General features: G+C 65.4%; 10 protein-coding genes and 1 pseudogene. 4 read left to right on the top strand and 7 right to left on the bottom strand.

The features are described 5' to 3' along the window. The first annotated feature begins 57 nt into the window (after window positions 1-57). The 4 genes from ACVWYP_RS31315 (at window position 58) to ACVWYP_RS31300 (ending at window position 3,553) form a co-directional block, all read left to right on the top strand. The gene (locus ACVWYP_RS31315) at window positions 58-762 is read left to right on the top strand and encodes a glutathione binding-like protein (RefSeq protein ID WP_304495990.1); all 705 of its coding nucleotides are present in this window, start codon (window positions 58-60) and stop codon (window positions 760-762) included. Between the two features lie 99 nt (window positions 763-861). Beyond that, the gene (locus ACVWYP_RS31310) at window positions 862-1,473 is read left to right on the top strand and encodes a 2-hydroxychromene-2-carboxylate isomerase (protein WP_028342912.1); all 612 of its coding nucleotides are present in this window, start codon (window positions 862-864) and stop codon (window positions 1,471-1,473) included. Further along, window positions 1,473-2,450 (top strand): NADPH:quinone oxidoreductase family protein, encoded by a 978-nt coding sequence (locus ACVWYP_RS31305; protein ID WP_304495989.1) that lies wholly within the window; start codon window positions 1,473-1,475, stop codon window positions 2,448-2,450. Before ACVWYP_RS31310 ends, ACVWYP_RS31305 begins: the two co-directional genes overlap by 1 nt. A 173-nt stretch (window positions 2,451-2,623) precedes the next feature. Beyond that, on the top strand, window positions 2,624-3,553 hold the full coding sequence (locus ACVWYP_RS31300; RefSeq protein WP_304495988.1) for a ketopantoate reductase family protein: 930 nt from the start codon (window positions 2,624-2,626) through the stop codon (window positions 3,551-3,553). A 78-nt stretch (window positions 3,554-3,631) separates the two neighbouring features. On the opposite strand, the gene ACVWYP_RS31295 is transcribed toward ACVWYP_RS31300, so the two are convergent. From ACVWYP_RS31295 to ACVWYP_RS31265, 7 genes and pseudogenes are all read right to left on the bottom strand, one after another. Continuing rightward, window positions 3,632-4,318 carry an alpha/beta fold hydrolase gene (locus tag ACVWYP_RS31295; protein WP_304495987.1) on the bottom strand — a complete coding sequence of 229 codons (687 nt, stop codon included), beginning with the start codon at window positions 4,316-4,318 and terminating at the stop codon, window positions 3,632-3,634. After that, window positions 4,315-5,212, bottom strand: a pseudogene (locus ACVWYP_RS31290) (crotonase/enoyl-CoA hydratase family protein). The gene ACVWYP_RS31295 and the pseudogene ACVWYP_RS31290 overlap by 4 nt, the downstream one beginning before the upstream one ends. Window positions 5,213-5,353: 141 nt before the next feature. Further along, the gene (locus ACVWYP_RS31285) at window positions 5,354-6,772 is read right to left on the bottom strand and encodes an amidase (RefSeq protein WP_304495985.1); all 1,419 of its coding nucleotides are present in this window, start codon (window positions 6,770-6,772) and stop codon (window positions 5,354-5,356) included. After that, the gene (locus ACVWYP_RS31280; protein ID WP_304495984.1) at window positions 6,765-7,937 is read right to left on the bottom strand and encodes a M20 aminoacylase family protein; all 1,173 of its coding nucleotides are present in this window, start codon (window positions 7,935-7,937) and stop codon (window positions 6,765-6,767) included. Before ACVWYP_RS31280 ends, ACVWYP_RS31285 begins: the two co-directional genes overlap by 8 nt. 6 nt (window positions 7,938-7,943) lie before the next feature. After that, the gene (locus ACVWYP_RS31275) at window positions 7,944-9,464 is read right to left on the bottom strand and encodes a M81 family metallopeptidase (protein ID WP_304495983.1); all 1,521 of its coding nucleotides are present in this window, start codon (window positions 9,462-9,464) and stop codon (window positions 7,944-7,946) included. Window positions 9,465-9,708: 244 nt separating this feature from the next. After that, a complete protein-coding gene (locus ACVWYP_RS31270) occupies window positions 9,709-11,358 on the bottom strand; it encodes an ABC transporter ATP-binding protein (protein WP_304495982.1) in 1,650 nt (549 codons plus the stop codon). Between the two features lie 156 nt (window positions 11,359-11,514). Beyond that, entirely contained in the window at window positions 11,515-12,402 is an 888-nt protein-coding gene (locus tag ACVWYP_RS31265; RefSeq protein WP_304495981.1) for an ABC transporter permease, read from the bottom strand.

The raw sequence follows: 12,402 nt of genomic DNA, 5'->3' as shown, positions 1-12,402 counted from the left end.
GTCCTAAGGTGGAGGTACAGAACAACAAAAGTCTTTGTGACGGGGAATAGAACGCCGATGATCGATCTGCACTACGCGCCGACGCCGAACGGCTGGAAGGTCTCGATCATGCTGGAGGAACTGGGGCTGCCCTACAAGGTGATCCCGGTGAACATCCGCGCCGGCGAGCAGTTTCGGCCCGAATTCCTGGCGATCAGCCCGAACAACCGCATCCCCGCGATCGTCGACCATGCGCCCGCCGACGGCGGCGGGCCGTTCTCGGTGTTCGAGACCGGCGCGATCCTGATCTATCTCGCTGACAAGGCCGGCCGTTTCCTGTCCAGGGAGCTGCGTGCGCGGTCGAACGTCATCCAATGGGTGATGTGGCAGATGGGCGGCCTCGGGCCGATGCTCGGCCAGCACGGCCATTTCGCGCTCTATGCGGCCGAGAAGATTCCCTACGCGATCGAGCGCTACCGGGACGAGACCGCGCGGCTCTATGGCGTGCTCGACCAGCAGCTCGGCAGGACCGGCGCCTATATCGCAGGCGACGATTATTCGATCGCCGACATCGCCTGCTTCCCCTGGACCATGACCCACAAGGCACAGGGCTTCACCCTCGACGATTTCCCGAACATCAAGCGCTGGTACGCGACGGTGCGTGCCCGGCCGCAGGTGCAGGCAGGGCTTGCGATCGGAAAATTCGTCAAGGAGCCGTTTGACGAGGAGTCACGCAAGAACATGTTCGGCCAGCGTGCGAAGGAGCTGGTCGAGAAGAAATGATGCCCGTTATTCCGTGGCGCGACACAGTCGCGAGCTCTGCGCCTTGCGGCGCATCCAGGAATGACGAGAATGGCTATGGAAAAGACAAAGGGAAACGCCATGATCGAATTCTTCTTCGACTGCTCCAGCCCGTGGACCTATCTCGCCTGGCACAACATCCAGCCGATCGCGAAGGAGTTCGACGCGCCGATCACCTGGCGGCCGATCCTGGTCGGCGGCATCTTCAACACCGTCAATCCGTCGGTCTACGCGCAGCGCGAGAAGCCGGTGCCGCTGAAGGCGCGCTACATGAAGAAGGATCTCACCGACTGGGCGCGCTCGGCCGGCCTTGCGATCAAGATGCCGCCGACCGTGTTCCCGGTGAACAGCGTCAAGGCGATGCGCGGCTGCATCCTTCTCGGCAACGAGAAGATGGTGCCGTTCGCACGCGCAGTGTTCGAGGCCTATTGGGGTGACGACAAGGACATCTCGCAGGATGCGGTGCTGACCGAGATCTGCACCAAACTCGGGATCGATCCGGCGCAATTCCTTGCCGGCATCGGCGACCAGGCGATCAAGGACCAGCTCAAGGCCAACACCGAGGAGGTGATGGCGCGCGGCGGCTTCGGCTCGCCCACGATCTATCTCGACAAGACCGACATGTATTTCGGCAACGATCGCCTGCCGCTGATCCGCGAGGCGCTGGCGCGCCTCAAGGCGCGGGCCGCCTGATGCCGAAAGCCGTCGTTTGCCGCGAGCTCGGGCCGCCCGAGCGCCTGCATCTCGAGAACTTTGCCTCGGTGCCGTTGCAGCCGGGCCAGGTGCGCGTTGCGATCCGCGCCGCCGGGATCAATTTCCCCGACATCCTGATGGCCGCCGGCGAGTACCAGCTCAAGCCGCCGCTGCCGTTCACGCCGGGCTCGGAAGCCGCCGGCGATGTTGTCGAGGTCAATGACGCAGCCGGTGTCGCCGTCGGCGACAAGGTGATCGTCAAGATGCGCTTCGGCGCCTATTGCGACGAGACGGTTGCAACGCCGTCGCAGCTCGTACCGGTGCCGTCGACTTTCGACTATGCGGAAGGCGCGACCTTCCTGGCCGCGCACGGCACCGCCTATCATGCGCTGATCGACCGCGGGCAGATCAAGCCGGGCGAGGTGCTGCTGGTGCATGGCGCCGGCGGCGGCGTCGGACTTGCCGCGGTCGAGATCGGCAAGCTGCTCGGCGCCACTGTGATCGCCGCGGCTTCGAGCGAGGAGAAGCTTGCGATCGCCAAGGCGCGCGGCGCGGATCATCTCGTGCTCTATGCGCGCGAGCCGTTCCGCGATGCGGTCAAGCGCCTCACCGACGGCCGCGGCGCCGATGTCGTGTTCGATCCTGTCGGCGGCGAGGTGTTCGAGAACTCGATGCGCTGCATCAACTGGGGCGCGCGGATTCTCGTCGTCGGCTTCACCGGCGGCATCGGTCTTGCCCGCACCAATCTGTTGATGATCAAGGGCGCGAGCGTGCTCGGCGTTCGCGCCGGCGAGGCGGTGCGCAAGGATCCCGCGCTCGGCGAGGTCAGGTTCAAGGCGCTGAGCGAATGGGCCGAAGCCGGCCGGGTGCGGCCGAATATCTCGCACCGGCTGCCGCTGGAAGACTATGCGAAAGCGATGCGGCTGTTGATCGAGCGCAAGGCGATCGGGCGTGTGGCGCTGCTGACGAGGCCGTGACACCACGGATCTGCCGGGCAGGCGGCTTGCCAGCGTCCGCCATGCACCGATAGCGCTGCAAATTCTGCAGTGCAGCCAAATGACAGGATGGGCCCGGCGTTCAAGGAATCGAACCCGGATCCGCCGCGTGATACTCTCTGCCGGCTGAGTGTCGTGGCAGGGTGGAGGATGACATGCGTATCGCTGTGATGGCGGCCGGTGCCCTCGGCGGTTATTTCGGAGCACGTATGGCTGCGGCAGGACACGACGTGTTCTTTATCGCACGCGGCTCCAACCTGGAGGCGATCAGGAAAAACGGTCTCAAGGTCGAGAGTGTGCTTGGCAATCTTCATTTGCCTGAGCCCAACGTGACCGATGATCCTGCCACGGTCGGCCCGGTCGATATCGTTCTGTTCGCGGTCAAGCTTTGGGACAGCGAGACGGCAGCCAGGTCGTCTCTCCCCCTGGTCGGACCCCGCACCCGGGTGATCCCGTTGCAGAACGGGGTCGATAGCGCGGAGAGGATCGCCCCGATTCTCGGCGCCGACAATGTGGTCGCCGGAAGTGCCTATATTGCTACGGTGCTGTCCGCGCCTGGCATCGTCACTCACACGAGCCAGTTCGCGCGCATGGTCTGCGGCCGAACCGACGGCAAGCCCGATGAGGGCCTCAAAGCCTTTGCCGACGCCGCGCATGCGGCCGGGATCGACATCTCGGTGTCCGACGGGATTGACCGGGAGCGCTGGCAGAAATTTGTATTTCTCGTCGGACTATCAGGCGCCACCGCAGCGACTCGCCAGCCGCTGGGGCCGATCCTGGCCGACCCGGATACGCGAGCGTTCTTTTACAGCCTGATGAGCGAGGTGGTAGCAGTCGGCCGTGCCAGGGGCGTTCCGATTCCGGAGAATTTTGCCGAGGACCGAATGAAATTCGCGGAAGCCTCGCCGCCCACCTTCAAGGCTTCCATGCTGCACGATCTCGAACGCGGCAACCGGCTCGAACTCGACTGGCTCGCCGGAAAGGTGGTGGAGTTCGCCCGCCCGCTTGGCATTCCTACACCGGCCAACAATGCGGTCTATGCCATGCTCAAGCTGCACAGGATGGGTAACGCCGACGCCGACTGAGCGAAGCGGAGCACTCCTACATCTCCGCGTCGGGTCATTCGCGACCGGGTTTGGCTGCGCGCCAATGAGTCCGCGCCCTTAGTCCACCCGACGATTTGTGCTGAATTTCCCCTCTTGCAAGAACGCGACGGTCTGCGCGATCGCTTCGGCGTTGCGCACCAGCCAGGGATGCGAGGTGCGGATCACGATGTGATCGGCCATGCCGTCGAGCCTGGTGTTGGCGACCGACACCCTGCCGTCATGCGGCCGCGGCAGGCCGATGGAGGTGATCGGATAGACCGAGCGGTTGCCGGCGATGATGCCGGCCTCATAATCGATCGGCGGCAGCAACGCGCTGGTCGCGGCATCGCGGCGGGTGACGAGCTGCTGGCCGGCCGGACCGAAATAGGCGCGATAGGCCGCGAGGTTCTTCAGCCGGTCGGCGATCTCGCTGCCGCCGTTCGGTGTGCCCAGCATCACGACGCGGCCGAGCCGCGCCGGGCGATGCCTTGCCAGATAGACGCGTGCCAGAAGCCCGCCCATCGAATGGCAGGCGAAATGCACTGAGCCGTCGAGGCTGCGCGCGAATTGATCGAGCGAAGGATGGATGTCCTCGGCCAGCGCGTCGAGTGGCTTGCGCCGGCTGTCGTAGTCGAGATTGAGGGTGGCAAAGCCGGCGGCCCTCAGCGCCAGCTCCATCCTGCGAAACGAGCGCGCCGTCCTGCTGATGCCGTGCAGCAGGACGACGCCGTCATGCGTGGACGCCGCTTGACGCCGTTCGCTCACTTATAGTCGCGCTCTTGCCACCACGGGAAATAGTCGGGCATGTCCGACGATACCTTGTTCTTGAACTGCGCGGGGCGCTTTTCCAGGAACGACACCACGCCTTCCTTGACGTCGTCGGAGCGGCCGCGGGCATAGATGCCGCGGCTGTCGACCTTGTGCGCTTCCATCGGATCGTCGGCGCTCATCATGCGCCACATCATCTGGCGGATCAGCGCCACCGACACCGGCGCGGTCTTGGCCGCGAACTCCTTGGCGAGCGCGCGCGCGGTCGGCAACAGGTCATCGGGCGGCACCACCTTGCTGACGAGCCGGCCGGCGAGCGCTTCCTGCGCCGGGAAGACGCGGCCGGAGTAGCACCACTCCAGCGCCTGCGAGATGCCGACGATGCGCGGCAGGAACCAGCTCGATGCGGCTTCCGGCACGATGCCGCGCTGGGAGAACACGAAGCCGAACCGCGCGGCGTCGGAGGCGATGCGGATATCCATCGCAAGCTGCATGGTGACGCCGATGCCGACTGCCGGGCCGTTCACAGCGGCGATGACAGGCTTCAGGCACTTGAAGATCCGCAGCGTCACTTGCCCGCCGCCGTCGCGCGTCGCGCACCTGCGGATCGCTGTAGTCGACGCTGCCGTCGGCATTGCGCTTGACCGGACCGCGCCGCGCATCGCGGTCGAACGTGTTGGCGCCGGATGAAAGATCGGCGCCGGCGCAGAAGCCGCGGCCCGCACCGGTCACGATGATGGCCCTGACGTCGTCGTCCTTGTCGGCTTTGTCGAACGCGTCGATCAGCTCCTGCTGCATCGTGGCGTTGAAGGCGTTGAGCTTTTCGGGCCGGTTCAGCGTGATGGTCAGGATCTGCTCGGCGACCTCGTACTTGATCGTCTCATACGCCATGGGGATGATTTCCTCTCGGTTTTCTTGAATGAACGGCGCTGGCGCGCGTCTCCATCCAGTTAACCCGGCAATCATCCCTTGTGAAGAAGAGGGATGCGCAGGCTCGGCTCCGCGCATCCCGACTTGCGTTGAGGCGCTGCCTTACTTCTTCGGCGGCGCGGGCCACGGCTTCTGCGGGTCGCGCAGGCCCTCGAACGCCTTGCCCATGCCGAGCACGCCGATGTCGTCGAAGCGGCGGCCGATGATCTGGACGCCGATCGGAAAGCCCTTCTTGTCGTAGCCGGCGTTGATCGACAGCGCGGGGTTCTCCGACATATTCCACGGCACGGTAAAGCAGATGTGCTCGAACGGCTTTGCCGGGTCGTTGAGCGGCGCTGCGAACTCGGCCGGGAAGTTCACCACCGGCGATACCGGCGAGATCACGTAGTCGACCTCGCAGAACAATTTCGCGGCGGCCGCGCGGATCGCCATCGTCATGTTGAAGCCGCGCACCACATCGACGCCGGAGAGCTTTGCGCCGGCCTCGGCCCAGTTGAGGATGTAGGGCAGGGTCTTGCCGCGGTCGGCCTGCGACAGTTTCGACAGCTCGTCCCAGGTCCGGGCGCGCCAGAAATTGTCGAGCCCTTCGAGCATCTCGGGCGTCAGGATGCCGTCGATCTCGGTGATGACGGCGCCGGCGGATTCGAACGCCTTCGCAGCCTTCACGACGACCTCGCGAACTTCCTTCTCGACCTTCTGGCCGGAGCCGGCGTCGAGCATCAGCCCGATGCGCAGCTTGCGCGGCGACTTCTCCAGCGCCTTCCAGTTCACCTCGAGCGCCGGCAGGCTCATGCCGTCGCGGCGATCGGGACGCGACAATACGCTCATCATCAGCGCGGCGTCGTCGACGGTGCGGGTCATAGGACCGGCGACGCGGCCGACATAGGGCGGGTCGATCGGCACGCGGCCGAGGCTCGGCTTCAATGCGACAAGGCCGCACCAGTTGGCCGGCAGCCGCACCGAGCCGCCGATATCGGTGCCGAGATGCAAGGGACCATAGCCGGCGGCACCTGCCGCGCCCGCGCCGGCGCTCGAGCCGCCGGGGTTCTTGCTGACATCCCAGGGATTGCGCGTCAGGGGATGGAACGACGACAGGCCCGACGACAGCATGCCGTAGTCCGGCATCGTGGTCTTGGAGAAGATCACGCAGCCGGCCTCGCGCAGCCGCGCCGCAGGCGGTGCATCCTTCTCCGCGGGCGCCAGCTTGACGCTTGCCGCGCCCAGCGGCACCGGCTGCCCCTTGGTCGCGACATTGTCCTTGATGGTGGCGGGAACGCCATCGAGCGTGCCGGCCGGCTCGGCTTGCTGCCAGCGCTCGGTCGAGGTCTTGGCGACCTTCCGCGCCCCTTCCGGGTCGTACAGATACAGCGCCTTGATGTGCGGCTCCCAGGTCGCGACCTGGGAGATGATTTCCTCCAGCACCTCGGACGGCGAGAACTGCTTGGCACGATAGCCGGCGAGCAGGTCGACGGCGGAGAGATCGTGCAGCGACGTGATGGCGTCCCCTTTGGGCTTATGCATGCGCACCTGCCGGCATGCGTTTCTCGATGATGCGGGCGAACATGCTAGCGCCGATCGGCAGGATCTTGTCGTCGAGAACGTAACCGGGATTGTGAACGGGCACGGAGCCGTCATGGCCGACCCAGAAATACGCGCCGGGAATGGCCTGCATCATGTCGGCGAAATCCTCGCTGCCCATCTTGGGCGTCGAGCGCGTAATCACCTTGGCGGGGTCGACGACGGTGCGCGCGACTTCCTCGACCACGCGGGACTGCTCTTCCTGGTTCACCAGCACGCTGAAGCCATCGCGGATCTCGACCGAGATTTCGGCGCCATAGGCCACGGCAAAGCCGGCAGCGATTTCGCGCATGCGCTTGCGGATCAGCTCACGGATCTCGTCGGAGAAGCAGCGCACCGTGCCGCACATCCAGGCTTCGCCGGGAATGACGTTGTACGCCGACCCGGAATGGATCTGCGTGATCGACAGCACCGCAGCCTGCAGCGGATCGACGTTGCGGCTGACGATCGACTGCAACGCTTGTCCGAGCGTCATTGCGATCACGACGGCATCCTTGGAGCGCTCCGGCATCGCGCCATGCGCGCCGTAGCCCTGGATCCTGATGTCGAAGAAGTCGGCTGCGGCCATTGCCGGGCCCGGCAGGATCGCGATCTCGCCATGGTTGAGGTCGGGCGCGTTGTGCAGGCCGTAGACCTCGTCGCAGGGGAACTGCTTGAACAGGCCGTCCTTGATCATGGCGCGGGCGCCGCCGAGGCCTTCCTCGGCCGGCTGGAAGATGAAATGCACGGTGCCGTCGAAATTGCGGGTCTCGGCGAGATAGCGTGCCGAGCCGAGCAGCATCGTGGTGTGGCCGTCATGGCCGCAGCCGTGGAAGCGGCCGGGGACGGTCGAACGCCACTTCAGATTGGTGTTCTCCTCCATCGGCAGCGCGTCCATGTCGGCGCGCAGGCCGATCTTCTTGGTGCCGTTGCCCTTGCCCTTGAGCACGCCGACCACGCCGGTGCCGCCGAGGCCGCGATGCACCTCGATGCCCCAGCTCGTCAGCTTGTCGGCGACGATGCCCGAGGTGCGGACCTCCTCGAAGCCGATCTCGGGATGCGCATGCAGATCCCGTCTGATGGCGGTGAGTTCGTCGGCAAAACTGTCGATGCGCTCAATGGTCGGCATGGCTCTCTATCCGTTTGTGCGTGATGGGGAGGTGGGTGTGAAAGTAGGGCCGTTCGGCTTGATACGAATGCCGGGACGCAAATGTTTCCACGGCAGCGTAGCGGTATCGGCGGGCATCGCGCCGGGAGCGGCGCAGATCAGCAGTTTCTCGGCGATCGGCTCGAAATCGGCGCGGAAGTGCACCGAGCTCTTGTTGACCAAAATCTTCTGTGCCGTCGGCTCGATGCCGACATAGCGGTACATCGCCTGGTCGGCAAGCTGGGCCTTGTAGGAGCCGACCACGACGCGGACGTCGCCGACCCGCAGGCAGGCCGAGGGGCCCATATCCATGTCGCGGCCGCCGAAATAGGGGCCGGGAGCCACGAATTTGCCATCCGAGAGCTGTTCGACGACAAAAGTCTCCCGGTACGGCGCGTCGCCGGGAATACCGGACTTGCCGCCGAGCTCGAGCGTGACTGACGCGCCGACACCGGCGGTGTGCGCGGCCTTCGCCGACTGCGGGTCGTAGATCACGCCGGTTGCGGCACTCGCCCTGTTGCGCACCAGCGCGCGCAGCATGCCTGTCGTGTCGGAATCGCCGCCGGCGCCGGGATTGTCCTGGGTATCGGCGATGATGATCGGCTTGCTGGCCGATTTCGCCAGTTCCATCGCCAGCCGCACGCCGTCGTCGGGCGAATAGATCCGGCCGTCGAAATCGTCCTCATGGCCTTCGACCAGCGCGACGACCTTGTCGGCGGCGGCATCCGCAGCGGCCTGGGTCCGGCCATAGGCGAACACGCTCGGTCCGCAATCCCTGAAATCGGCGGCCGGAAAGCCCGGAGCAAACGACAGCGTCGGCACGGCGTCGCTCTCGAGCGCGGCGAGCTTTTGATAGATGCCTTTGGTGGGCTGGTCGTTGGTGCATTGCCAGCTGATCGGGATCAGGAACGGCAATTGCCGGAATGCCTTGGCGAAGCGCTGCCTGGACCTGAGCATCAGCGCCAGATGCCGGGCGCAGGCGCGGCCGGTTTCGGCCATGTCGACATGCGGATAGGTGCGGTAGGCGATCAGCGCGTCGGCATTTTCGATCATCTTCGGTGAGACGTTCGCATGCAGATCGAGGCTCGCCACCAGCGGCAGGTCGTTGCCGATCGCCTTGCGCACGCGGGCCAGCGTTTCGCCTTCACCGTCGTCATAATGCTCGGTGACCATGGCGCCGTGCAGATCGAGATAGACGGCGTCGATCGGTCCGGCCGCGGCGATGCCGTCGACCATTTCGGTCACGATCCGCTCATACGCATCCTTGCTGACATGCGCCGACGGGCTCGCCGCAGCGAAGATCGTCGGCACCAGCTCCCAGCCATTGGCTTCCGCCGCCTCGACAAACCCGGCAAGGCCGACATTGATCTTGCGCATGACCTTGAGCACGTCGGCGCCATGCGTCATCGACGGCCAGCCGCCGCCATGCACGAAATCGTCATAGGTTGCCTTCGTCGGTGCGAAGGTATTGGTCTCGTGCAGGAAGCCGCCGACGGCAATGCGAGTCATCAAGTTGGTCTCGATACGTTTCTTCGATCATGATGCGATCGTGACGACGCGCGTCATGATCTCATCGCGTTGGTTGGAGCGTGATCTCCGGGGAAGATCGGTGTCCACCGTCAGGGCCACGCTCTAGCGCGCGACGTTAAGCGTGTCGTCGCGCCAAGCGCAAGCCGTGGAGCACTTCCGGATTTGCATGCCCTATGGGCGTATTGAGGGCCCAAAGGTACGTCGTGAGGCTAAGGCTAAAGACTTAGGCCGTTGCCACGAGCCCTTCCGAAACCGGGCGGAAATTCGCAAAATCCCAGCCGCGTCCGGGCGCCGCATCGAGCAGCGCGCGGGTATAGGCCTGCTGCGGATTGGTCAGCACCTCGGCGGCCGGTCCCTGTTCCACGACGCGGCCATGCTGCATCACGGCGACGTCGTCGCAGATTTGTGCGGCGACGCGCAAATCATGCGTGATGAACAGCAACGCGATGCCCAGTCGCCGCTGGATTTCGTCGAGCAGATCCAGAACCTGCGCCTGCACCGAGACGTCGAGCGCGGACACCGCCTCATCCGCGACGAGCACATCGGGATCGAGCGCCAGCGCGCGCGCGATCGCGATGCGCTGGCGCTGGCCACCGGAGAACTGGTGCGGATAGCGCGAGATCGCGTCGGGCGGCAGGTGGACGAGCTCGAGCAGCTCGCGCGCCCGCGCCAGCGCGTCCTTGCGCGGCATGCCGTAATTGACCGGGCCTTCCGCGATGCTCTCGCCGACGGTGACGCGCGGATTGAGCGAGCGGTAGGGATCCTGGAAGATGATCTGGATCTTCTGGCGATGCGGCTGCAACAGCCGGCGCGACAGGTCGGAGATCTCGCGGCCGGCGAGGCGCACCCCGCCCGAGGTCGGATCGATCAGGCGGACGATGCAGCGCGCGACCGTCGACTTGCCGGAACCGCTTTCGCCGACGATGCCGAGCGTGCGGCCCTTGCGCAGAGTGAGCGTGACGTTGCTGGCGGCGGCGACCTCGCGGGCTTTGCCGTACAGCGACCGCTCCCGGTAGACCTTGCTGAGCTCATTGGCTTCCAGCACCACGGGCTCGGTGGTCTCCGGGCGCGGCGCGCGCGGCACCAGGCTCGGCACCGAGGACAAGAGGTTGCGGGTGTACTCCATCTTCGGATTGCGCAGCACGTCCTGCAGCGGGCCGGTTTCGACAAGGCGGCCGTGCCGCATCACCGCGACGCGGTCTGCAATCTCGGCCACCACGCCCATGTCGTGGGTGATGAACAGAACGGCGGTGCCGTGATCGCGTTGCAGATCGCGGATCAAGGTGAGGATCTGCTTCTGCGTGGTGACGTCGAGCGCGGTGGTCGGCTCATCGGCGATCAGGAGTTTCGGCTCCAGAACCAATGCCATCGCGATCATGATGCGCTGGCGCTGACCGCCCGACAGGCGGTGCGGGTAGGAGGAGAAGATGCGCTCGACATCCGGCAGCCGCACATGCTCCATCATCGCCAAAATCTTCTGGCGCCGCGCGCGGGCATCGAGATCGGTGTGGGCGCGCAGCACCTCGTCGATCTGGCGGCCGACCGGCACGACGGGATTGAGCGCGGTCATCGGCTCCTGGAAGATCATCGCCATCCGCGTGGCGCGGAGTTGCCGCAGCCGCCGGTCGCTGGCGGTGAGCAGTTCCTCGCCGACCAGTTTGACGCTGCCGCCGGACGGCACCAGCGTGCCCTTCTGCAACAGGCCCATCACGGTGAGCGAAGTCACCGACTTGCCCGAGCCGCTTTCGCCGACCAGGCAGAGCGTCTCGCCTTCACGGACCTGTAGCGAGAGATCGTCGATGATGCGATGCGCATCCGCCTTGCGGCCGAGGCCGACGACGAGATTGTTGATGTCGAGGACGACGTTGGTCATGTCAGGTTCTCTTGGCGCGGCTGCGGTGAGCGCGGCGACGGAATTTGTCCACTGTCATTCCGGGGCGATGCGAAGCATCGAACCCGGAATCTCGAGATTCCGGGTCTGGTGCTAACGCACCATCCCGGAATGACGGCTTCGATTGCATCGAAGCCGTCACTTGCCCTCACGCTGCTTCATGCGGGGATCGAGCGCGTCGCGCGCGGCGTCGCCGATCAGGTTGACGCTGAGAATGGCGATCGAGAGCAGTAGCCCCGGCCAGAAGATCAGCGACGGCTTGACCTGGAAGTAGGCGCGGCCCTCGGCCATGATGTTGCCCCAGGTCGGCGTTTCCGGCGAGATGCCGGCGCCGAGGAACGACAGGATCGCCTCGGTCAGGATCGCGGAGGCGCAGACATAGGTGCCTTGCACGATCAGCGGCGCGATGGTGTTCGGCATCAAATGCCGCCACATGATCTTCGGCAGGCTGGTGCCGAGCGAGATCGCTGCCTCGACATAAGGCTCCTCGCGTGCGGTCAGCACCACCGAGCGCACCAGCCGCGCCACGCGCGGGATCTCGGGGATGGTGATCGCGACCATCACGGTCCAGATGCTGGCACCCGACAGCGACACCACGGCGATCGCGAGCAGGATGGCGGGGATCGCCATCAAGCCGTCCATCACGCGCATCAGCACCGCATCGACCCAGCGGAAGAAGCCGGCGACGAGTCCGATCAGGAGGCCGATGGCGATCGAGCAGACGGCGGCGCCGAGCCCGATCACCAGCGAGATCCGTGCGCCGTAGATGATGCGCGACAACAGGTCGCGGCCATAGGCGTCGGTGCCGAGCAGATATTGCGCGCTCGACGGCTTCAGCCGCTGCGACGGTGTCAACAGCAGGGGATCATGCGGCGCAAGCAGCGGCGCGAAGATCGCTATCAGGATGATGAGGGCGAGGCAGATCGTCGCAACCGCGATGATCGGCGTCGACGTCAGGAAGCCGAACTTGACGCGGAACGGCCGGGTGACGGGAATAGAGGATTCGGGGAGGGTTTCGATCGCCAT

It is taken from the genome of Bradyrhizobium sp. USDA 3262, assembly GCF_054060035.1.
This window is presented reverse-complemented; position numbering and strand designations above follow the sequence as displayed.

Coding starts and splice junctions, on each gene's coding strand:
- ACVWYP_RS31315 (WP_304495990.1), top strand. CDS start 58: ATGATCGATCTGCACTACGCGCCGACGCCGAACGGCTGGAAGGTCTCG.
- ACVWYP_RS31310 (WP_028342912.1), top strand. CDS start 862: ATGATCGAATTCTTCTTCGACTGCTCCAGCCCGTGGACCTATCTCGCC.
- ACVWYP_RS31305 (WP_304495989.1), top strand. CDS start 1,473: ATGCCGAAAGCCGTCGTTTGCCGCGAGCTCGGGCCGCCCGAGCGCCTG.
- ACVWYP_RS31300 (WP_304495988.1), top strand. CDS start 2,624: ATGCGTATCGCTGTGATGGCGGCCGGTGCCCTCGGCGGTTATTTCGGA.
- ACVWYP_RS31285 (WP_304495985.1), bottom strand. CDS start 6,772: ATGCATAAGCCCAAAGGGGACGCCATCACGTCGCTGCACGATCTCTCC.
- ACVWYP_RS31280 (WP_304495984.1), bottom strand. CDS start 7,937: ATGCCGACCATTGAGCGCATCGACAGTTTTGCCGACGAACTCACCGCC.
- ACVWYP_RS31275 (WP_304495983.1), bottom strand. CDS start 9,464: ATGACTCGCATTGCCGTCGGCGGCTTCCTGCACGAGACCAATACCTTC.
- ACVWYP_RS31270 (WP_304495982.1), bottom strand. CDS start 11,358: ATGACCAACGTCGTCCTCGACATCAACAATCTCGTCGTCGGCCTCGGC.
- ACVWYP_RS31265 (WP_304495981.1), bottom strand. CDS start 12,402: ATGGCGATCGAAACCCTCCCCGAATCCTCTATTCCCGTCACCCGGCCG.